This window comes from Roseateles sp. GW821-FHT09H10 (genome assembly GCF_059415865.1).
Genome location: NZ_JBWKOB010000004.1, coordinates 1 through 21,097 on the forward strand (window position 1 = coordinate 1; position 21,097 = coordinate 21,097).

A 21,097-nucleotide genomic window follows, 5' to 3' on the forward strand; every position below is an offset into this window, starting at 1 on the left:
CACTCCACCGCTAGCTGCCGTTCCCGACAAGCGCTGCGTTGTGATCAGCGAAGCCCACGACTGTAGCACAGGTTTTTCCGTAAGTGGAAGCCCTTGGGGCAAATTCTTTGATGTGCCAGCTGAGAGAACCTGCGGATAACTCCCCGCTTCCCTTGTGCGCCCCTATAAAGAACAGAGGCCTGGATGACACCTCATCCAGGCCTCTCTAGATATAGCGGTAGCGGCGCCCGGAGGCTCAGGCCTCCTCGTGGAAGGCTTCTTCCCGCTTGTTCTTGATGGAGGGCAGCATGACGACAACGATCATCAGCGCAGCGGCAATCAGCAGGCCGGCCGACAGCGGACGAGTCAGGAAGGTGCTCCAGTCGCCGCGGGCCAGCAGCAGCGCGCGGCGCAGGTTCTCTTCCATCATGGGACCAAGGATGAAGCCCAGCAGCAGCGGTGCTGGCTCGCAGCTCAGCTTGTAGAAGACATAGCCCAGCAGCGCGAAGCCTGCGGTCATGTAGACGTCGAAGCTGTTGTTGTTCAGCGAGTAGGTGCCGATGCAGCAGAAGACGACGATGGCCGGGAAGAGGAAGCGGTAGGGCACCGTCAGCAGCTTGATCCAGATGCCGATCAGCGGCAGGTTCAGCACGATGAGCATCAGATTGCCCAGCCACATCGATGCGATCAGGCCCCAGAACAGCTCCGGATTGCTCGTCATGACCTGGGGGCCGGGCTGGATGCCCTTGATGGTCATGGCGCCCACCATCAGTGCCATCACGGCATTCGGCGGGATGCCCAGGGTCAGCATCGGGATGAAGGAGGTCTGCGCGCCTGCGTTGTTGGCACTCTCCGGACCCGCCACGCCCTGGATGGCGCCCTTGCCGAAAGGCACGCGAGGGTTGCGGTTGATCTTCTTTTCCAGCGTGTAGGCCGCGAACGAGGCCAACAGCGCGCCGCCGCCCGGCAGCACGCCGAGCACGGAGCCCAGTGCCGTTCCGCGCAAGACCGAGGGCCAGGCATCCTGGAAGTCTTCCTTGGTCGGCCACAGGCCCTTGACCTCCTTGGTGAAGACCTCCCGGTGCTCTGCCGGCTGCCCCAGGTTGGCGATGATCTCGCCGAAGCCGAACACACCCATGGCAATGACGACGAAGCCGATGCCGTCGGTCAGTTCAGGGATGTCGAAGGAGAAGCGCGCCGTGCCGGTGATGACATCGGTGTTGATCTGGCCGAGCAGCAGGCCCAGCACGATCATCGCGATGGCCTTGATCAGCGAGCCCGATGCCAGCACAACGGCGCCGACCAGGCCCAGGACCATCAGTGAGAAATATTCGGCCGAGCCGAACTTGAAGGCCAGTTCGGTCAGCGGCGGCGCGAAGGCGGCAATGATGATGGTGCCCACGCAGCCGGCGAAGAAGCTGCCCAGGCCGGCAGCGGCGAGTGCAGCACCCGCACGACCGCGACGTGCCATCTGGTAGCCGTCGATGGCGGTCACGACCGAGCTCGACTCGCCCGGCACATTGATCAGGATGGCCGTCGTCGAGCCGCCGTACTGGGCGCCGTAGTAGATGCCGGCCAGCATGATGAGGGCCGGCGTCGCTTCCAGCGTGTAGATGGAGGGCAGCAGCATCGCGATGGTCGCGACCGGGCCGAGGCCGGGAAGCACGCCGATCAGCGTGCCCAGCACCGTACCGAAGAAGGCGTACATCAGGTTCTGCAGCGTCAGCGCCGTCTGGAACCCGAGACCGAGGTTATTTAGCAAGTCCATGTCGTGCGCCCTCAGCCTTGGAAGTAGATGGGCCAGACCGGAATCGTCAGGCTGAGACCCTTGATGAACAGGGCCCAGCTGCCCGCGGTCAAGATGACACTGCTGATCAGCACGTCACGCCAACGGAATTCCTCGCTCGCCGCCGCCGCCATCGCGATGAGCAGCGGCAGGCTGCAGATCATGCCCAGACGCGGCAGCGCGATGCCGAAGAGGCCGACCGCGGCCACGATGATGACCAACGGCCGCCAGGCGATGGAGCCGACGGGGTCGCCCCCTTCCGATTCCAGCGTCAGCGCCTTGAACAGCACGAGCCCGCCGAGCAGGGCCAGCAGGATGCCGAGACCGAAGGGGAAATAGCCGGGACCGGGCCGGGCCGAGGTGCCGAACGAGTATTCGGTTGCCCCCCACGCGAACGCCACGCCCACCACCAGGAACATCAGCCCGGACCAGAAGTCCCGCTGGCTTTTGATCTTCATCGCTTGTCGCCTCCAGCGCGCCGTGGGGCACGCATTTTGTTGACGACGATTCTGGCAGTCGGACCCTGGGGGCCCGACTGTGGATTACACGTAATCGCGCCTCAGCTTTCCCAGGCCGGTGTGCTGCGCAGCACTTCCTCGACGGTAGTCAATCCCTCCGCCACCTTCATGGCACCCGCCAGCCGCAGCGGACGCAGGCCCTCCTGCATGGCCTGGCGACGCAGGGCGGTCAGGTCGGCAATGGCGCCCTTGACCCCTTCGGAAATCGTCAGCAGCTCATACAGGCCCGCGCGACCGCGGAAGCCGGTGTTGCGGCATTCCAGGCAGCCGACAGGCTTGTAGGGCTTCACGCCACCGCCAAGGCGCCAATGGCGCACCAGCTCGTTGAGGCTTTCGCGGGTGACCATGGGATCGGGCTGCTTGCAGTGCGGACACAGCGTGCGCACCAGCCGCTGCGCCAGCACGCCGATGACCGTCGCACTGATCAGATAGCTGGGCACGCCCAGATCCTGCAGCCGCGTGATGGCCGAAACCGAGTCGTTGGTGTGCAGGGTGCTGAAGACCAGATGGCCCGTCAGCGCCGCCTGGATGGCCATCTCGGCCGTCTCCAGGTCGCGGATCTCGCCCACCATGATGATGTCCGGGTCCTGGCGCATCAGCGCGCGCAAGCCCTCGGCAAAGCCGAAGTCCAGCACGTTCTGCACCTGGGTCTGGTTGAAGGCCGGCTCGATCATCTCGATGGGGTCTTCAATGGTCGTGACGTTGACCTCGTCGGTGGCCAGGCGCTTTAGCGTGGAATACAGCGTCGACGTCTTGCCGCTGCCGGTCGGGCCGGTCACGAGGATGATGCCGTGGGGCTGCTTGACCAGGCTTTCCCAGCGGTCCGCATCGTGCTGGCCGAAACCCAGGGAGGACAGATCCTTGACCGCAGTCTCCGGGTCGAAGATGCGCATGACCATCTTCTCGCCGAAGGCTGTCGGCAGCGTCGACAGCCGCATTTCGACCTCGTCGCCGGCCGGGTTGCGTGTCTTGATGCGGCCGTCCAGCGGCCGGCGCTTCTCGACGACGTCCATGCGGCCGAGCAGCTTGATGCGCGAGGTCATCGCGCTCATCACCGTCGGCGGCAACTGGTAGACGGTGTGCAGCACACCGTCGATGCGGAAACGGATGACGCCCATCTCGCGGCGCGGCTCGAGGTGGATGTCGGAGGCGCGCTGGTCGAAGGCGTACTGCCACAGCCAGTCCACCACCTGCACGACGCCCTGGTCATTGGCGTCGAGCTGCTTGTTGCTCTTGCCCAGCTCGACCAGCTGTTCGAAGCTGGCCACCTGGCTCTGCTCGCCGGCCTTGGCCGCGGCACGCACCGAGCGGGCCAGCGTGAAGAACTCCGTCGTGTAGCGCGCGATATCCAGCGGGTTGGCAATGACGAGCTTGATGGGCTTGCGCACATGCGACTCGATCTGCGCCACCCATGCCGTGTCAAAGGGCTCGGAAGTCGCGACCGTCACGTCGTTCAGGCCGAACTGCACCGGCAGGCAGCGCTTGGCCTCCGCATAGCCGATGGACATCACGTCGCCGACGCGGCCGACGTCGACCTTCAGCGGGTCGATGCGCAGATAGGGCAGCTTGGCGCGCACGGCCAGCCATTCCGACAACGCGTCCACATCCAGAGGCTTGCCCGTGCTCAGGCGCACCAGGGCGGCATGGCCCAGGCGCACCAGGGGATGCAGGGCGCTGTCGCCGGCCGCGAAGCGCTGCTCGGTGCGCTGCACCTGGGTCTCGTCGATGAGGCCATCTTCCAGCAGCCAATGCAGCAGCTGGCGCCATTCCAGGCGACCTTCGGTCTTGGCAGGGGGCGCCGCGGGCTTGGACTTGGTCGACATCGAGGGCTCAGCTTCTCAAAGGGCGTTGAGGATGCTCATCGGCAATGGCCGCACCAGCCTAAGCCATTTGCGGGCCGGCAACTTGAAGCGCGATTCGATATTAGCCGCGCGTTGCTCGAGAACTTCACGGTGCGGCACCGGCACGCCACGGGCCGCGACGACGATGGTGTTGCCTTCCTTGGTCGGCGCCAGGCTCCAGACCTGGTCGGAGCCAAAGACGCGCGCGATGCGCAGCGCGCTGCGCGCGAAGCTGGCGCTGCGGCCGAAAAGGTTGACCGTCATCAGGCCACCGTCGGCCAGCACGCCGCGGCAGGCGGCGTAGAAGGCCTCGTCGTCCAGCACGGGCGCCGCGGCGTCGTGGTCATAGAGGTCGACATTCAGCACATCGACGCTCTGCAGATGGGCGTCATCCCTGACCCAGCGCGCCGCGTCGTCGTTGACGACGCTCAGGCGCGCATCGTTGGCCGGCAGCCGGAACCACTGGCGGCAGGCGGCGATGACCTCGGGGTTGATCTCGACGGCCGTGGTCTGCATCTTCAGCTGGCCCTGGCAGAAGCGCGTCAAGGCCGCGGCGCCCAGGCCCAGTTGCACGGCATGGCCTTCGCCCAGCAAGGCCGAGTCGCGCCACAGCATCCATGCGCACATGCGCTGCACATATTCCAACTCGATCTGGTCGGGCTTGCGGATGCGCATGGCCCCCTGCACCCAGATGGAATCCAGATGCAGAAAGCGCACGCCGTCGAACTCGCTCAGCGTCGCCGGCCCCCAGGATTGCGGCTTGGACCTCATTGCCTTGCCACCCAGTCGCTCACGTCCTTCAGCATCGCGTCCAGGCGCCGTCTATCCAGCAGCCGGCCGCGGGTGACGACGGCGTCGATCTGGCGCGTCGCGGCAATGTCTTCCAGCGGGTTGGCCTTCAACACGACGATGTCGGCCGTCTTGCCTTCGGCCAGCGCGCCATAGCGGTCCAGCTTGCCCAGGAAACGCGGACCGGCCACGACGGCCGAGCGCAGCGCCTGGGCCGGCGTGAGGCCCGAGCGCACATAGACGGCCATCTCGTCATGCAGGGCCTGGCCAGGGTAGTCGAAGCTGTTCAGGAAACCGGCATCGGTGCCGGCGACGATCTCGACGCCCGCCTCGGCCAGCAGCGGCAGCAGGCGTGCCGTCTTCTCATAGCTGGCATGGCGGTAGGCGATGGCGTCCGGTCCGTCCAGGGCGGCGCGCTTGACCCGCCATTCATAGGTCTGGCGCAGCTTGGGGCCGATGTACTTCAGATAGTCGTCCTGGGCATGGTCATTCTGGTCCAGATAAGCCGTGATGCGGATGACGGACAGCGTCGGCACGACGGCCGTGCCGCGCGCAGCCAGGCGCTTGAAAGCCGCGCGGGCCGTGGCCTCGTCATAGCTGGCCAGGCTCTGCTCGGCGGCTGAACGCGCCGTGATGGTGCCGGCCACCACCTGGGCCGTCAGCTCCGCCTCACGCGGCGTGGCGGCGCGCAGCAGATAGTTCAGATGCTCCAGCGTGCCCAGGCCGGCCTCGGCCGCCTGGTCCAGCGTGACATGGCCATGCAGATGGGCCGAACTCGGCAGGCCGCGTGCCTTGGCCTGACGCAGCGCGTCCAGGTAGACGTCGGCGCGCATCGTGTTCTCGGTGATCTTGACGAAGTCGGCGCCCTCGCCGCGCAGCTTGTCCAGGGCCTGAGCCACCTCCTCGGGCGTGCCGACCTCCTGGGTGCCCTTCCACAGCGGCTTGTAGCCCTCCAGCTTGGCGCCGGACACGAAGAGCGTCGGGCCGAGCAGCTTTTTCGTGGCGATGTCATTGCGCCACTGCAGCACGGTGTCGCTGAGGTCACCGGCGCAGTCACGCACCGTCGTGATGCCATGGGCCAGGTAGAGGGGCAGCAGCTGGCGGTTCTCCTCGATCAGCGCCTCGCCGCCGCCGAAGTGGACATGGCTGTCCCACAGGCCTGGGATCAGATAGCGGCCCTTGAGGCTCAGCGTGCGGCTGGCCTTGTAGCCGCCCAGCTTCTTCTCGTCGACGACGGCCAGGATGCGCTCGCCGCGCGTGACGACGGCCTGGCCCTTGACCAGCCGGCCGGCAGCCACATCCACGATCGTGGCATCACGCAGGATCAGGTCCGCGGGAACGGGCGCCGCGGTGGCCCAACCCGCCCAGGCCGCCCACGCAGCCATCAACATTCTTTTCATGCGGGCATCCTAGGCCAGATACGGCGCCAGATCGCTGCGCCAGGCCGCGATCTTGTCGGCCAGCCTGAGGCCTGCATGGGCCGGGCTGGTGGACGGCAGGCGCAGCACCGGAATGCCGGGATCGCCCAGGGCCAGCAGCGTCTGCCGGTGCGCCAGCGCGCCGTTGCAGGCGATGGCCCGCAGCTCGGGCAAGCGCGTCACGAGATGGGGCAGATCACTGGGCTCCGCGGCCTCGATGGCCGTGTCCAGACTGCCCTCGCGGCGACAGGCCGCCACCGCGTCCCACAGCGCCACGCGGTGCCGCCGCAGCGCCTCCAGCCGCTGGGCATAGGGCAGCGCCGCCAGGTCCGCATCACCCAGCAGAGCCGCCATGAGGGGCCAAAAGGCATTGCGCGGATGCGCGTAGTACTGGGCCGCCTGCAAGGAGGCCGCACCCGGAAAGCTGCCGAGCACGAGCAGGCGTGCCCGCGCATCGAAGACCGGCGCCAGGCCGATCAGGCGCCGCTCGAACTCGCCGTTCGCAGAATTTGCCTTGAGCGGCCGCGGCTGAGACGATAGGGTTGTCTTCGGAGAAGGCATGGAAGCAAGGAACTGGCGATGACACCAAGGACATCATGGCTGATCTGATTGCGCGCATCGCCGGGCTGTGGCGCTACCCGGTCAAGTCCTGTGCCGGTGAAGCGGTGGACCAGCTGACCCTGGATGCCGACGGCTGGCCCGAAGGCGACAGAGCCTGGGGCATCATCGATGCCGCCGGCGAGCTGACCTGGATGGGCGCCCATCCGCGCCTGGCCCTGGTCAGCGCGCGGTGGCTGGTGGGCGGCCTGGAACTGGAAGCCGAGGGCCGTGTGCAGCGGGTGGCCAGCCAGGGCGGCGGCGCGGTGGAGGTGCGGGCCTGGAACGGCGAGCGCCAGGACTTCGATGCCTTGCAGGCCTGGGACGCCGGCGACGACGCGGCCGCCCTGCTGCGCGCGACGACGGGCGAGCGCCTGCGCCTGGTGCGGCTGAGCCTGGAGGCCCAGCGCCGCCCGGTGCTGAACGCGCTGCACATCGTCGGCGACGGCTCGCTGCGCGCCTGGAGCGAGGCCATGGACCAGCCGCTGCACCGCCCGGCCGAGCGGGCCCGGCCCAATCTGCTGCTCCGCGCCGAGGAGGGCGGCGACGACCTGCCCGCCTTCATCGAGGACATCCTGACCGAGGCCCGCATCGGGGTCCTGACCTTGAGCCGCACCCTGGCCTGCGTGCGCTGCGTCGTGCCGACCGTGGACCCGGCCACCGGCGTGCCCCAGCCACCGGCCCTGGACGCGCTGACCCGGCTCAGCGCCGAACGGGCGCCGGGCGCACCGGTGCAGTTCGGCATCTATGCGCGCGGCAGCGGTGCGGGGGAGTTGCGCGTCGGCGACCGGGTGGAGCTGTCGCTGGACTTCGGCAACGCCTGATCAGCGCAGCCGCGGCAGCGCGGCGCGCGCATTGGCGCTGGTGATGGCCGCCGTCTGCTCCAGCGACCAGCCGCGCACCCCGGCCAGGCTTTCAGCGATGCGCGGCAGTTCGGCCGATTCATTGCGCGCCTGCCCCGGGCTGGCTTCACGCTGCTCGGCCGTCTTGTAGAGCCAGTGCGGCGGGATGTCCGGCGCGTCGGTCTCCATGACGAGGGCCGACGCTGGCACGCTGGCGGCGACGCGGCGGATCTGCAGGGAGCGGTCAAAGGTCAGCGTGCCGCCAAAGCCCAGCTTGAAGCCCAGGTCGATGAAGGCTTGCGCCTGCTGCTCGCTGCCATTGAAGGCGTGGGCGATGCCGCCGTGGGTGAAGCCGATGCGGCGCAAGCCGGCCAGCAGCTTGTCGGCGCTGCGGCGCACATGCAGCAGCACGGGCAGGCCGGCGCGTTTGGCGAGCTTGAGCTGCTCGACGTAGAAATGCTGCTGGACCTCGGGGTCTATGCCGTCGACGAAATAGTCCAGGCCGATCTCGCCAACGGCCACCAGCCGCGGGTCGGCGCGGTGGGTCTCCAGCGCCTCGGCCAGCGTGTCGAGATCAGTGGGCGCCGAACTCATCACGCACAGCGGATGGATGCCCAGGGCATAGGCGAAATCATGCTGGATGGCCAGCATCCGCACCGTGTCGAAGTTGTCCGCGGCGACGGCCGGGATGACGATCTGCCCGACGCCGGCGGCGCGGGCGCGCGCCACCACCGCCTCACGGTCGGCGTCGAACTCGGCCGCGTCGAGATGGCAGTGGGTGTCTATCCACACTGCCGCTCTCCTCAGCGGAACACCACCGTCCGGTTGCCGTTCAGCAGCACGCGGTGCTCGGCATGCCACTGGATGGCCCGGGCCAGCGCCACGCATTCCATGTCGCGGCCGATGCCGACCAGCTGCTCGGGCGGCATGCTGTGGTCGATGCGGGCCACCTCCTGCTCGATGATGGGGCCCTCGTCGAGGTCGCTGGTCACATAGTGGGCCGTCGCGCCAATCAGCTTGACGCCACGCTCATAGGCCTGGTGATAGGGCTTGGCGCCCTTGAAGCTGGGCAGGAAGCTGTGGTGGATGTTGATGGCGCGGCCGCTCAGCTCGCGGCACAGCTCGGGCGACAGGATCTGCATATAGCGAGCCAGCACGACGAGATCGATCTTGTTGTCGCTGACCACCTCGAGGATCTTGGCTTCCTGAGCCGCTTTCTGCGCCTCGGTGCCGCCCAGCAGCGGGAAGTGGTGGAAGGGAATGTTGTGCGAGGCCGCGAGTTGATAGAAGTCGCGATGGTTGGACACGATGGCCGGGATCTCGATCGGCAGATGGCCGGTCTGGACGCGGAACAGCAGGTCGTTCAGGCAGTGGCCGAGCTTGGACACCAGCAGCAGCACGCGGGTCTTGCGGGCCCGGGCCACCAGCTCCCAGTCCATGCCGAACTCGTCGGCCAGCGGCTTGAAGGCGGCCTGCAGCGCGCCTTCCTCGGCCGCCGCCTCGAACTCGATGCGCATGAAGAAGCGCGCATGGTCGGCATCGCCGTGCTGGTGCGAGGTCAGGATGTTGCCGCCCTGCTGCAGCAACACGCCGGTCACGGCGTGCACGATGCCGGCGCGGTCGGGGCAGGAGAGCTTGAGGATGAAGCGCGGATTCATGGCTGGAACTGTCCTGCGACCAGGCGCAGCTGCCGGTCGCAGCGCGCCGCGAGGTCGCGGTCATGGGTGACGAGGATGAAGGCCGTGCCCTGCTCGCGGGCGCGCTCCAGCATCAGCTCGAAGACGGCCGCGGCGGTGTCGCGGTCGAGGTTGCCGGTCGGCTCGTCGGCCAGCACGCAGGCCGGACGGGTGACGAGGGCGCGGGCGATGGCCACGCGCTGGCGTTCGCCGCCCGACAGTTCGGCGGGCCGATGCAGCACGCGGTCCTTCAGGCCCACGCGAGCCAGCATCTCGGCGGCGGTTTGGCGCGCCTCGGCGGGCGTCTGGCGGCGGATGCGCAGCGGCATGGCGACGTTGTCCAGGGCCGAGAACTCAGGCAGCAGGTGATGGAACTGGTAAACGAAGCCCAGCTGCTGGTTGCGCCAGCGGCCGCGCTCGGCCTCGTCCATGGAAGCCAGCGACTTGCCCATCAGCGTGACGGCACCCGAGGTCGGCATGTCGAGTCCGCCCAGCAGATGCAGCAGCGTCGACTTGCCCGAGCCCGAGGCGCCGACGATGGCCAGGGTCTCGCCGCGCGACACATGCAGGTCCACACCCTTGAGCACCGTGACATCGAGCCCGCCTTCGCTGAAGCGGCGCGTCAGGCCCGTGGCCTGAACAATTTGCAGACCGTCCGCTGGGCCGCTCCCGAGGTCGGTCTGGCCCCCCTGGGGGGCGCCTGCTGTACCCAGCGCGCCGGGGCTCACATGACTATTCATAGCGCAGCGCCTCCGCCGGTTGCACGCGGCTGGCGCGCCAGCTGGGGTAGAGGGTGGCGACGAAGGACAAGGCCAGCGAGACCAGGGCGATGGGGACGATGTCGCCGCGCTGCGGGTCGCTGGGCATCTGGCTGATGACGTAGATGCTGCCGGGCAGGAAACTGACATTGAGCAGATGCTCGATGGCCGGCACGATGACGTCGACGTTGAAGGCCACCAGCAGCCCCAGCCCCACGCCCGCCAGCGTGCCGATGACGCCGGACACGGCGCCCTGCACGATGAAGATGCCCATGATGGAGCGCGGGCTGGCACCCAGGGTCCTCAGGATGGCGATGTCGCTCTGCTTGTCGGTCACCGTCATCACCAGCGTGGAGACCAGGTTGAAGGCGGCGACGGCGACGATCAGCGTCAGGATGATGCTCATCAGCCGCTTCTCGATCTGCACGGCGTCGAACCAGTTGGCGTTGGAGCGCGTCCAGTCGCGCACCAGGATCTCCGGACCCATGGTGTTCTTCAGCTCGCCGGCGACGCGGCGGGCTTCGTGGACGTCCTTCAGCTTGAGTTGCACGCCGGTCGGGCCCTCGGTGCGGAAGAGGCGGGCCGCGTCGTCCACATGGATGAGGGCCAGGCCGGCGTCGTATTCATAGTGGCCGGTGCTGAAGGTGCCCACCACATTGAAGCTCTTCAGCCGCGGCAGCACGCCGGCCGGCGTGACCTGGCCGCCGGGGGCGACGATGGTGATCTTGTCACCCTGGCCGACACCGAGCTGGCGGGCCAGTTCGGCGCCCAGCACGATATTCCAGGCACCGGGCTGCAGCTGGGCGAAGACGCCGTCCTTGAGCTGGGCGCCCAGGCCGGTGACCGTGGCCTCCTCGGCCGGCGAGATGCCGCGGATGATGGCGCCGCGCATGTCCTCACCGCGGGCGATCAGGCTCTGGCTGGCGACAAAGGGCGCCGCGCCGATCACCTCGGGGTTCTGCCTGGCCTTCGCCGCCGTGGCCTGCCAGTCCGGCAGGGCCTGGCCGGCGTAGTTCAACAGCTCGACGTGGGCGATGACGTTGAGCATGCGGTCCCTCACCTCGCGCTGGAAGCCGTTCATCACCGACAGCACGATGATGAGGGCGGCCACACCCAGTGCGATGCCCAGGATGGACACGGCGGAGATGAAGCTGATGAAGCGGTTGCGCCGCCCACCATGGCCGGCGCGCGTGTAGCGCCAGCCGACCTGGAGTTCAAACGGCAGGGCCATGGGGCGATGCAAAGGGTGACAGCATGGGGCCGGGATGGTAACTGGGCGCTCCGCGCAGAATCGGGCCCCTGCCCTTGGAAAGTCGCGATGAAGCCCTTGTCCGTCCTGCTGCCGGCATGTCTGCTGACAGCTGCCCTCCTCCCCAGCCCTGCCCTCGCCATGCCCGACCTCGTCATCCTCGTGCGCCATGCCGAAAGAGCCGCAGCGCCCGCCGGCGACCCCGCCCTGACACCCGCCGGCGAGCAGCGCGCCCAGGCCCTGGCCCAGGCACTGGCCGGCCTGCGCGTGAACGCCATCCTGACGACGAAATTCCGCCGCACGCGTGACACCGCCGCGCCGCTCGCCCAGGCGCTGGGCCTGCAGCCCAAGGTCGTGGATGCAGGCGGCGCCGCCCATGTCCAGGCGGTGGTGGACGCGGTGCGCGCCGAGAACGGCGTCGTCCTCGTCGTCGGCCACAGCAACACCATCCCGGCCATCCTCGCCGGCCTGGGCGGCCCGAAGCTGGCCGAGCTCTGCGAGACCAGCTTCCACCACGCTTTCCTGCTTCAGCCCGAGGTGCAGCCGCCGCGCTGGGCCCAGTTCAGCTATGGCGCGCCGAGCGGCGCGCCCGGCGCCAACTGCCTCTAGGCCGGCCTCGCCGCGCCGGCCCCGGCGGCCGGGGTCAGTGCAGCATCTGCTCCACTTCGGCGGCCGGGTCGCCCGTCGCGGCGATCTTGGCGGCCAGCATTTCCAGGTCGAGATGCAGATGCTCGATGAGCTCGGGCACGGCCACCTTCAGCGCATGCACGGGCTCGTCGTGATGCTCGGACGCATCGGCCAGCACCTCGGCCACGTGCAGCACGGCGGCGATCAGCGAGAAGGGGCGGATCTCCAGCGGCGTGTTGGCATCCTTGAAGGCCTCCACCATGGCATGCGGGAAATGCCAGTGCGCGGCGAGGGACGCCGTCACGTCGGCATGGGTGCAGCCGAAGCGGTGCTCCTCCAGCGAGAAGCGGCTGCCGGGCTCGGCGGCATGGGTCTCGACGTCGGCCACCAGATGCGGCTCGTCCATGGCCATCAGCAGCTGGCCGGTGCGCAGCATCAGGCCGGCCAGATAGGCGGTGTCCGTCGTCGTCTCATCGGCGCCCAGCATGCGCGCGAGGATGCGCGAGTAGTTGGCCGTGGCGACGCTGTGGCGCCAGAAGGTCGCACGGTCCAGGCCCTCGATCTTGGGAAAGGCGCCGCTCAGGCAGGCGGCCATGGCGAGGTTGCGCAGCGTCTCCAGGCCCAGGGCGTGGGCGGCGTCGACGACGGTGGAGATCTGGTGGGAGGGGCTGTAATGGGCCGTGTTGGCCAGGCGCAGCACCTTGGCCGTCAGCGTCGAGTCCTTCTCGATGAGGGCGGCGATCTGGCTCAGGCCGACGTTGTCGTCATCGAAGCTCTTCAGCAGCCGCGAGGCCACCTCGGGCATGGTCGGCAGGGCGTTGTGCTTGACGAAGAAACGTTCCGCAGCTGCGCTCATCGGATACCTCCGGGTCGACGTTGACCGGCCCAGTCTAGGCCTAAGGATTCGCCCGCGCCACGCTCTTCACCTCCCCTGAACGATCAGCAATGCACGGAAGTCATTGACATTCGTGAAGCTGGGGCCGGGCACCAGCAGGTCGCCCAGCGGCGCGAAGAAGCTGGCGCTGTCGTGGGCATCCAGCAGGGCCTGCGGGTTGAGCCCCAGCGCGCGGGCGCGGCCCAGGCTGGTGGGCGTCAGCAGGGCGCCGGCATGCGGGCCGACGCCGTCGATGCCGTCGGTGTCGGCGGCCAGCGCGTAGACGCCGGGTTCGCATTGCAGGGCCAGGGCGCAGCCGAGCAGGAATTCGGTGGCGCGGCCACCCTTGCCTGGGGGCCTGGCCGCATCGACGGTCACCGTCGTCTCGCCGCCGGACAGGATGACGCAGGGCTTCGCAAAGGGCTCGCCACGGCGCGCCACCGCGCGCGCCAGGGCCGCATGCAGGCCGCCGACGACGCGGGACTCGCCCTCGATCTCGTCGCTGAGGATGTGGGCCGCGAGGCCCTGCTCTCGCGCGAAGGCGGCGGCCGCCTCCAGGCTCATCTGCGGCGTGGCCAGCAGGGCGAACTCATGGCCGGCCAGGCGCGCGTCGCCGGGCTTGGGCGTCTCGAAGGCGCCCGATTCGAGGCCGGCACGGGCGGCGTCGGGCAGGTGGATGCGGTAACGGCGGCAGATGGCCAGGGCTTCGGCACAGGTCGTGGGGTCGGCGACCGTCGGGCCGGAGGCGATGACCGCCGGGTCATCGCCGGGCACGTCGCTGATGGCCAGGGTCAGCACGCGCGCCGGTGCGCAGGTGGCGGCCAGCCGCCCGCCCTTGATGGCCGACAGATGCTTGCGCACGCAGTTCATCTCGCCGATGGCGGCGCCGCTGTTCAGCAGCGCGCGGTTGATGGCCTGCTTGTCGGCCAGCGTGAGGCCCGGCGCCGGCAGGCTCATCAGGGCCGAGCCGCCGCCCGAGATCAGGCAGATGACGAGATCGTCGGCCGTCAGCCCGCGGGCCAGGGCCAGCATCTGCTCGCTGGCGGCAAGTCCCGCGGCATCCGGCACCGGATGAGCGGCCTCGACCAGCTCGATGCGCCGTGGCCGCCAGCCGCCCGGCACATGGCCATAGCGCGTGATGACCAGGCCCGACATCGGGGCGTCGGCCGGCCAGGCGGCCTCCAGCGCCTGCACCATGGCGCCACCGGCCTTGCCGGCGCCCAGCACCAGGGTGCGGCCTTTGGGCGGCGGGGGGAGATGAGTCGCGAGGACGCGGCCCGGCAAAGCGCGCGCCACGGCGACGTCGTAGAGCTGCTTCAGCAGTGCGCGCGGTTCGAGGTTCATGGCTTCTGTTGGACCCAACGGCCGATCAGCGCACGCTCTTCGTCGGTCATGGCGGTGGCATTGTTCAGCGGCATGGCGCGCTGCACGATGACCTGCTGGTAGATCGCGGCCTTGTGAGCGGTCAGGGTCTCGGCCGAATCCAGGCGCACGCCCTTCTGGGCCACTTCGCCGGTGTGGCACATCGCGCAGCGCTCGGCGACGACGGCCTGCACCTGGGCCAGCGTGACCGGCGCGACGGCGGCCGCCGCTGGCTGGGGCTTGGGCGCCATCCAGGCGATGAGGCCGATCAGCAGGGCCAGGGCCAGCGCCACGGCGCCCCAGCTGTTGACGCCCTTGTGGCGCTTGACGAAGAAGATGCGGATGGCCACGCCGGCGGCCATCAGCACGCTCAGCACGATCCAGTTCTGGGCATGCTGGTAGAGCATGCCGTAATGGTTGCTGAGCATGGCGATCAGCACCGGCAGGCCGAAATAGGTGTTGTGGACGCTGCGCTGCTTGCCGCGCTGGCCATGGACGGGATCGGGCTTCTGGCCCGCGCGCATCTGCGCGATGACCTTCTTCTGGCCCGGGATGATCCAGTGCGCGACATTGGCCGTCATCATGGTCGCCAGCGTGGCGCCGACGATGAGGAAGGCGGCCCGGCCGGCGAACAGCTGGCAGGCCAGCCAGCTCTCGAAGATGACGAAGGCCACGACGACGGCCATCACGCGGCCGTCATGGCCGATCTGGCCGTCGGCGGTCCGGCCCAGCCAGCGGCAAGCGATGTCATAGACCAGCCAGCCGACGGCGAGGAAGCCCAAAGCCGCCGCCACGGCATGCCAGGGCGCCCCCCACTCATGCACCCGCGTGTCGATCAGCATCTGGCTGGGGTTGCAGAGATAGAGCACGATGAACAGCGCTATGCCGCTCATCCAGGTCCAGTAGCTCTCCCAGTAGAACCAGTGCAGATCCTGCGGCAGGTTGGCCGGCGCCACCATGTACTTCTGCGGGTTGTAGAAACCGCCGCCATGCACGGCCCAGAGCTCGCCATCCACGCCCTTGGCCTTGAGCTCGTCGCCGCTCGGCTTGACGAGGTGGTTGTCCAGCCAGACGAAGTAGAAGGAAGCGCCTATCCAGGCGATGACGCTGATGACGTGCAGCCAGCGGATCAGCAGGCTGGCCCAGTCGAGCAGATAGATGTCCATGAGCGGTGGTACTTGCGTGGCCCCACCACGGCGGGTGCTGTGAGGCCTGAGCGTCGCGTCCGCGAGCCCCGTGGAGCTCGACACCGCTGCGACAGGCCGGGAGTGTATGCAGCGGCAACCCGCTTGGCGTGATGTCTTCACGTCGGCGCAACACAGCCGTCGAGCAGCCGTCAGACAGACTTCCCACAATCGGCCCATGTCCCTCCGCTCACTCGGCACCCTCGCTGCGACGCTGGCCCTGATGGCGGCGCCCGCAGCCGGGGCCGATGAACCCACGCTGGTGCGCATCGCCACCAATGTCGAGCGCAGCTATTTCCCGCCCGCCGAGGCCCTGCTGCGCAAGGCCTATGCGGCCATCGGCCTGCAGGTCGAGTTCGTGCCCTGGCCGCTGCCGCGCACCCAGCTGGAGCTGCAGACCGGCCGGGTCGACGCCGTCGCCATGCGCGTGGGCGGCTATTTCGAGCAGACACCCTTCGTGCGCAAGGTGGACGTGCCCCTGCTCAATCTCTTCGTCTATGCCTATGCCCGGCCGCCCTGCCCGGCCACGCTGGCCATCGAAGACCTGGGCAGGCACCGGGTCAGCTACCAGCGCGGCATGGTTGCGGCCGAGAACCTGATTCCCGAAGCCTCGAGGCTGGCCGCCAACACGCCCAGCGACGCCTTCCTCAACCTCAGCACCGGCGCCGCCGACTACGCCCTGACCCTGACCACGCCCTGGATGTCCGAGGTGCCGGTGGACACGCGCCAGGGCACGCTCTGCCGCATCGCGACGCCGCTGGCCCGCTCGGTGCTGTTCCACGGCGTGCACGAGTCCCATGCCGCCTGGGTCGCGCCGCTGGAGCAGGCCCTGCGCGCCATGCGCGAGCGCGGCGAGATCCAGCAGGCCTGGGCCGCCTATGAACGCGAGATCGGCACGCCCAGCAACCGCTTCCAGGCCGAGCCCGGCCGCAGCCTCACGCTGACGCCGGCGGCAACGCCAGCATCTGGGCCAGCACGGCCACCGCGATGACGGCCGGCTGCTTGCCCGCCACGCCGGCCACCCCGATGGGGCAGACGACGCGCGCCAGGTCGTCCTGATCGAAGCCGCGCGCCTGCAGGCGCTGGCGGAAGCTCGCCCATTTGGTGCGGCTGCCGATCATGCCGATGAAGGCCAGGTCGCCGCGCTCGCGCTGGCGCTTGAGGCAGGCGGCAACAATGTCGAAGTCCTCGGCATGGTTGTGGCTCATGACGAGGACGGCCGAGCCGGGCGCCAGGTCGTCCACCGCGTCGGCCGCCGGGTTGCAGACCTCCTGCTGCCAGCCATGCGCTGGGGCCTCGGCCGGGAACTGGCCTTCGCGGCTGTCTATCCAGTGCAGGGTCAGCGGCAGGTCGCGGGCGATGTGGGCGATGGCCAGGCCGACATGCCCGGCACCGAACAGGGCCACGGGCCGCTGCGGCGGGCGGGGCAAGCGGGCAGCCAGGTCTTCACCCGCGGCAACGCGCTCGAAGGCCAGCCAGACCACGCCGCCGCAGCACTGGCCCAGGCTGGGGCCGAGCGGATAGCGCACTTCCGTCTCCAGCTCACCGCCGGCCAGGGCGGTGCGGGCGCGGGCGATGGCGTCGAACTCCAGATGGCCGCCGCCCACGGTCCCAGTGAAGCTGTCGGCCCTCACCGCCATCCAGGCGCCCACCTCGCGCGGCACGCTGCCGGTGGTGCGCGAAACCGTGACCAGGATGAGCTCAGGCACGCTGGACCTTCCTCTTCATGCGCAGGCGCTTGAAGCGCAGGAAGACGCCCAGGCCCAGCGCGGCCAAGGCGCCGCCCAGCAGGAACTTGCCCATGGCGACGGCAAAGGCTGCGCTGCTCCAGACGCCGATGTTGACCAGGCCTTCGACGACCAGCAGAGCGCCTTCACCGAGGTCTTGCCCCCAGCTGGCGCGCGTGGGCTTGATTTCAGCTGCCACGGTAGGTCGAATAGCTCCAGGGTGAGACCAAGAGGGGCACGTGATAGTGGCTGGCCTCGTCGGCGATGCCGAAGTCCAGCGGCACCTCGTCCAGGAAGGCCGGCTCGGGCAGCTTCTCGCCGCGGGCGCGGAAATAGGCCGCCACCTCGAAGACGAGGCGGTAGCGGCCGCCGGTCAGGGTGGCGCCCTCCAGCAAAGGGCCGTCGGCGCGGCCGTCGGCGTTCAGGTGCAGGCTGCGCAGCCATTTGGGGCCCTCCGCATCGAAGCGGTAGAGACGCACGGCCATGCCGGCGGCCGGGCAGCCGTTGGCGGTGTCAAGCACGTGGGTGGTCAGTTTGCCCATGGGAACTCCGAGGCGGATTCAAGGTTGGCTTGAGGCAAAGTGTAGGGATGAGTACGCCCCGCTACCCCCGCGACCTGATCGGCCATGGCGAGAACCCGCCCCACGCGCAGTGGCCGGGGGGCGCCCGCGTGGCGGTGCAGTTCGTGCTGAACTACGAGGAAGGCGGCGAAAACTCGGTGCTGCATGGCGATGCCGGCAGCGAGCAGTTCCTGTCCGAGATGTTCAACCCGGCCAGCTACCCGGCCCGGCACCTGAGCATGGAGGGCATCTACGAATACGGCTCACGCGTCGGCGTCTGGCGGCTGCTGAAGGAGTTCGAGCAGCGCGCCCTGCCGCTGACCGTCTTCGGCGTGGGCATGGCCCTGGAGCGCCACCCGGACGTGACCCAGGCCTTTGTCGAGCTCGACCACGAGATCGCCTCGCACGGCTGGCGCTGGATCCACTACCAGTCGATGGAAGAGGACACCGAGCGCGCCCACATGGCCCAGGCCATGGCCAGCCTGAAGCGCCTGACCCTGGGCCGCGACCCGCACGGCCTGGGCTGGTACACCGGCCGCGACAGCCCCAACACGCGCCGCCTGGTGGCCGACTTCGGCGGCTTCGAGTACGACAGCGACTACTACGGCGACGACCTGCCCTTCTGGCTGCAGGTGCGCAAGACCAATGGCGAACTGGCCCCGCATCTGGTCGTGCCCTACACGCTGGACTGCAACGACATGCGCTTCGCCCTGCCCCAGGGCTTCAGCCACAGCGAGCCCTTCTTCGAATACCTCAAGGACAGCTTCGACGTGCTCTATGCCGAGGGCGCCGACAGCCCGAAGATGATGAGCATCGGCATGCATTGCCGCCTGCTCGGCCGCCCGGGGCGGATGCGCGCACTGCAGAAGTTCCTGGACCATATCGAGGCGCATGACCGCGTCTGGGTCTGCCGGCGCCTGGACATCGCGCGGCACTGGAAGACCGTTCACCCCTTTGATGCCAAGACGGCCTTCGTCTGGGAATGATGACACTCGATCAACTCAACAACGCCAGCGCCGTTGACTTCGTCGCGCTGCTGGACGGCACCTACGAACACTCGCCCTGGATCGCCGAGCGCGCTGCAGCGGCTCGCCCCTTCAAGACGCTGGCCGCACTCAAGGTGGCCCTGGCCCGCGTGGTGCGCGAGGCCGCGGTCGATGAACAGCTCGGCCTGATCCGCGCCCACCCTGAGCTGGCCGGCAAGGCCGCCGTCGCCGGCGAGCTGACGGCCGAATCGACCAACGAGCAGCAGAAGGCCGGGCTGACGGCCTGCACGCCGGAAGAGTTCGCCAGGCTGCAGAAGCTCAACGCCGACTACAACGCGCGCTTCGGCTTTCCCTTCATCCTGGCTGTGCGCGGCCCTCGCGGCACCGGCTTCACGCGCCAGGAAATCATTGCGACCTTCGAGCGCCGCCTGCGTGCACACCCCGATCTGGAGCGCGCCGAATGCCTGCGCCAGATTCACCGCATCGCCGAGATCCGGCTCAATGACAAGTTCGGTGTGAAGCCCGAACTCGGCGAGCAGCTCTGGGACTGGGCCGCGACGCTGGCCGCGCACAGCGACACCGAGGACTTCCTGACCTGCATCTATGCCACGCCCGCCCACACCGCGGTTGCCGGGCAGCTGATGGCCTGGATGCGCGATTGCGGCTTCGACGAGGTCAGCCGCGATGCCGTGGGCAATATCGTCGGCGTCTACAAGGGAACGGGCGACAAGACGCTGCTGACCGGCAGCCATTACGACACCGTGCGCCGCGCCGGCCGCTTCGACGGGCGGCTCGGCATCTTCGTGCCCATGCTGGTGGTGCGCGAGCTGCACGCCCAGGGCAAGCGCCTGCCCTTTGCGCTCGAGGTCGTCGGCTTCTCCGAGGAGGAAGGCCAGCGCTTCCCGGCGGACTTCCTCGGCTCCAGCGCGCTGATCGGCGCCTTCCAACCCACTTGGCTGGATCAGACCGATGCTGCCGGAATCACGCTGCGCGATGCCATGCGGGCCGCCGGCCTTGCCGGCACCATGGAGAGCATCCAGACCGCGACGCGCGATGCCTCGCGCTACCTCGGCTTTGTCGAGGTGCATATCGAACAAGGCCCGGTGCTGGACAGCCTGGACCTGCCGCTGGGCATCGTCACCAGCATCAACGGCAGCCGCCGCTATACCGGCGAGATCATCGGCCTGGCCAGCCATGCCGGCACCACACCCATGGGCCAGCGCCGCGACGCAGCGGCCGGCGTGGCAGAGCTCATCCTGTTCACCGAGCAACGCGCCGCTGCGGTGCCCGACGTTGTCGGCACGATCGGCATGCTGGAGGTGCCCTCCGGCTCCATCAACGTCATCCCCGGCCGCTGCCGCTTCAGCCTGGACCTGCGCGCGACGACCGACGAAGCCCGCGACGCGCTGGACGCCGATGTGCGCGCCAAGCTCGACGAGATCTGCCAGCGCCGCGGCCTCAGCTTCACGCTGCAGCCGACGCTGGCCGCCAACGCCGCGCCCAGCGACGCGACCTGGCAGTCGCGCTGGGAGGCTGCGGTTACCGAGCTGGCCCTGCCCATCCACCGCCTGCCATCGGGCGCCGGCCATGACGCGATGAAGCTGCACGAACTGCTGCCCCAGGCCATGCTCTTCGTGCGCGGTGGCAATGGCGGCATCAGCCACAACCCGTTGGAATCGGTGACGGCGGATGACGCGGAACTGGCGGTGCGGGCTTTCCAATGCCTGGCGCAAGCCCTTGTAGTGGCATGACCCTCGGTCACGGCATGGCGTGCCTGCTTGCAGCGGCGGCGTTGACTGGCTCGGCCATGGCCGACGATGACGGCTACAACGAGGTCACGATCCGGATCTCCGACATGCCGGCCAACCCACCCCGGTTCGACGCCTATGGCGTTGAGGTGTTCACCGGTCCCAGCGCGCCGCCCGACCTGAAAAGCCATCACCTGTCACGCCTGTACCGAACGAGACTGGCCGAGGCCGCCAAGCAACCCGTCAATTTCGCCGGGCACTTCGTGGTGGCAAGCTGGGGCTGCGGCACCAGTTGCTCGACACTGGCGATCATCGACGCCAAGACCGGCAAGGTCTTCCATCCCACCGGATTCACCTCCACGGATGCCACGAACGTGCATCCTGCATTGATCGACGCGTCCTCCAATTGGCCACGCGACGGCGCACTGAAGTTCCGCCAGGACAGCACACTGCTCGTGCTGATCGGCAGCCCGGAAGAGCGAACCCAGGATCGCGGCATCTACTTCTTGCGCTGGCGGCATGATCGCCTCGAGACGATCCGATTTATCAAGCGAGCCTGGTATCCCTGATCCATCG

Annotated in this window: 22 protein-coding genes; 6 read left to right on the forward strand and 16 right to left on the reverse strand. The window is 68.6% G+C overall.

Features of this window, described 5'->3' with window-relative positions:
• Positions 1-235 precede the first annotated feature (235 nt).
• The 6 genes from AC07OY_RS18445 to AC07OY_RS18470 form a co-directional block, all read right to left on the reverse strand.
• On the reverse strand, positions 236-1,747 hold the full coding sequence (locus tag AC07OY_RS18445) for a tripartite tricarboxylate transporter permease (protein ID WP_495044072.1): 1,512 nt from the start codon (positions 1,745-1,747) through the stop codon (positions 236-238).
• A gap of 11 nt (positions 1,748-1,758) precedes the next feature.
• Complete coding sequence (locus AC07OY_RS18450) at positions 1,759-2,223, reverse strand: tripartite tricarboxylate transporter TctB family protein (protein WP_495044073.1); 465 nt, start codon at positions 2,221-2,223, stop codon at positions 1,759-1,761.
• Between the two features lie 101 nt (positions 2,224-2,324).
• Positions 2,325-4,106, reverse strand: coding sequence for a type IV pilus assembly ATPase TfpB (gene tfpB, locus AC07OY_RS18455; protein WP_495044074.1), 1,782 nt, complete (start codon positions 4,104-4,106; stop codon positions 2,325-2,327).
• Positions 4,107-4,121: 15 nt separating this feature from the next.
• A complete protein-coding gene (locus AC07OY_RS18460) occupies positions 4,122-4,895 on the reverse strand; it encodes a spermine/spermidine synthase domain-containing protein (RefSeq protein WP_495044075.1) in 774 nt (257 codons plus the stop codon).
• The gene (locus AC07OY_RS18465; protein WP_495044076.1) at positions 4,892-6,313 is read right to left on the reverse strand and encodes an amidohydrolase family protein; all 1,422 of its coding nucleotides are present in this window, start codon (positions 6,311-6,313) and stop codon (positions 4,892-4,894) included. Before AC07OY_RS18465 ends, AC07OY_RS18460 begins: the two co-directional genes overlap by 4 nt.
• 9 nt (positions 6,314-6,322) lie before the next feature.
• Positions 6,323-6,892 (reverse strand): DNA-deoxyinosine glycosylase, encoded by a 570-nt coding sequence (locus tag AC07OY_RS18470; RefSeq protein ID WP_495044077.1) that lies wholly within the window; start codon positions 6,890-6,892, stop codon positions 6,323-6,325.
• 35 nt (positions 6,893-6,927) lie between these two features.
• On the opposite strand from AC07OY_RS18470, the gene AC07OY_RS18475 reads away from it, so the two are divergent.
• On the forward strand, positions 6,928-7,752 hold the full coding sequence (locus AC07OY_RS18475; RefSeq protein ID WP_495044078.1) for an MOSC domain-containing protein: 825 nt from the start codon (positions 6,928-6,930) through the stop codon (positions 7,750-7,752).
• Here AC07OY_RS18475 and AC07OY_RS18480 read toward each other — a convergent pair whose 3' ends face one another.
• The 4 genes from AC07OY_RS18480 to AC07OY_RS18495 are packed head-to-tail and all read right to left on the reverse strand — an operon-like array spanning position 7,753 to position 11,435.
• Entirely contained in the window at positions 7,753-8,562 is an 810-nt protein-coding gene (locus tag AC07OY_RS18480; protein WP_495044079.1) for a TatD family hydrolase, read from the reverse strand. It abuts the gene before it with no gap.
• Between the two features lie 11 nt (positions 8,563-8,573).
• Entirely contained in the window at positions 8,574-9,428 is an 855-nt protein-coding gene (gene purU, locus AC07OY_RS18485; protein WP_495044081.1) for a formyltetrahydrofolate deformylase, read from the reverse strand.
• Positions 9,425-10,186: a lipoprotein-releasing ABC transporter ATP-binding protein LolD gene (gene lolD / locus AC07OY_RS18490; protein WP_495044082.1), complete on the reverse strand. Its 762-nt coding sequence runs from the start codon at positions 10,184-10,186 to the stop codon at positions 9,425-9,427. The genes purU and lolD overlap by 4 nt, the downstream gene beginning before the upstream one ends.
• Entirely contained in the window at positions 10,179-11,435 is a 1,257-nt protein-coding gene (locus AC07OY_RS18495) for a lipoprotein-releasing ABC transporter permease subunit (RefSeq protein WP_495044083.1), read from the reverse strand. The genes lolD and AC07OY_RS18495 overlap by 8 nt, the downstream gene beginning before the upstream one ends.
• Positions 11,436-11,594: 159 nt before the next feature.
• Here AC07OY_RS18495 and AC07OY_RS18500 point away from each other — a divergent pair, with 159 nt between their 5' ends.
• A complete protein-coding gene (locus AC07OY_RS18500; protein WP_495044084.1) occupies positions 11,595-12,062 on the forward strand; it encodes a histidine phosphatase family protein in 468 nt (155 codons plus the stop codon).
• A gap of 34 nt (positions 12,063-12,096) precedes the next feature.
• On the opposite strand, the gene AC07OY_RS18505 is transcribed toward AC07OY_RS18500, so the two are convergent.
• The 3 genes from AC07OY_RS18505 to AC07OY_RS18515 all read right to left on the reverse strand — a co-directional run bounded on the left by AC07OY_RS18505 (position 12,097) and on the right by AC07OY_RS18515 (position 15,482).
• The gene (locus AC07OY_RS18505) at positions 12,097-12,936 is read right to left on the reverse strand and encodes an HDOD domain-containing protein (RefSeq protein WP_495044085.1); all 840 of its coding nucleotides are present in this window, start codon (positions 12,934-12,936) and stop codon (positions 12,097-12,099) included.
• Positions 12,937-13,002: 66 nt separating this feature from the next.
• The gene (locus AC07OY_RS18510; protein WP_495044086.1) at positions 13,003-14,298 is read right to left on the reverse strand and encodes a glycerate kinase type-2 family protein; all 1,296 of its coding nucleotides are present in this window, start codon (positions 14,296-14,298) and stop codon (positions 13,003-13,005) included.
• On the reverse strand, positions 14,295-15,482 hold the full coding sequence (locus tag AC07OY_RS18515; RefSeq protein ID WP_495044087.1) for a urate hydroxylase PuuD: 1,188 nt from the start codon (positions 15,480-15,482) through the stop codon (positions 14,295-14,297). The genes AC07OY_RS18510 and AC07OY_RS18515 overlap by 4 nt, the downstream gene beginning before the upstream one ends.
• Before the next feature lie 196 nt (positions 15,483-15,678).
• On the opposite strand from AC07OY_RS18515, the gene AC07OY_RS18520 reads away from it, so the two are divergent.
• Positions 15,679-16,491, forward strand: coding sequence for a substrate-binding periplasmic protein (locus AC07OY_RS18520; protein ID WP_495044088.1), 813 nt, complete (start codon positions 15,679-15,681; stop codon positions 16,489-16,491).
• On the opposite strand, the gene xdhC is transcribed toward AC07OY_RS18520, so the two are convergent.
• The 3 genes from xdhC to uraH are packed head-to-tail and all read right to left on the reverse strand — an operon-like array spanning position 16,436 to position 17,769.
• Positions 16,436-17,209: a xanthine dehydrogenase accessory protein XdhC gene (xdhC, locus tag AC07OY_RS18525; RefSeq protein WP_495044089.1), complete on the reverse strand. Its 774-nt coding sequence runs from the start codon at positions 17,207-17,209 to the stop codon at positions 16,436-16,438. The genes AC07OY_RS18520 and xdhC overlap by 56 nt on opposite strands.
• On the reverse strand, positions 17,202-17,426 hold the full coding sequence (locus tag AC07OY_RS18530) for a hypothetical protein (protein WP_495044090.1): 225 nt from the start codon (positions 17,424-17,426) through the stop codon (positions 17,202-17,204). The genes xdhC and AC07OY_RS18530 overlap by 8 nt, the downstream gene beginning before the upstream one ends.
• Positions 17,416-17,769, reverse strand: a complete 354-nt coding sequence (gene uraH / locus AC07OY_RS18535) for a hydroxyisourate hydrolase (RefSeq protein WP_495044091.1) — start codon at positions 17,767-17,769, stop codon at positions 17,416-17,418. Before uraH ends, AC07OY_RS18530 begins: the two co-directional genes overlap by 11 nt.
• 47 nt (positions 17,770-17,816) lie before the next feature.
• Between uraH and puuE the strand changes: the two genes are divergently transcribed.
• From puuE to AC07OY_RS18550, 3 genes are read left to right on the forward strand one after another with little or no spacing between them, the layout of a single operon-like run.
• Positions 17,817-18,773 (forward strand): allantoinase PuuE, encoded by a 957-nt coding sequence (gene puuE / locus AC07OY_RS18540; protein ID WP_495044092.1) that lies wholly within the window; start codon positions 17,817-17,819, stop codon positions 18,771-18,773.
• A complete protein-coding gene (uraD, locus tag AC07OY_RS18545) occupies positions 18,770-20,524 on the forward strand; it encodes a 2-oxo-4-hydroxy-4-carboxy-5-ureidoimidazoline decarboxylase (protein ID WP_495044093.1) in 1,755 nt (584 codons plus the stop codon). The genes puuE and uraD overlap by 4 nt, the downstream gene beginning before the upstream one ends.
• A complete protein-coding gene (locus AC07OY_RS18550; protein ID WP_495044094.1) occupies positions 20,521-21,090 on the forward strand; it encodes a hypothetical protein in 570 nt (189 codons plus the stop codon). Before uraD ends, AC07OY_RS18550 begins: the two co-directional genes overlap by 4 nt.
• Positions 21,091-21,097 lie beyond the last annotated feature (7 nt).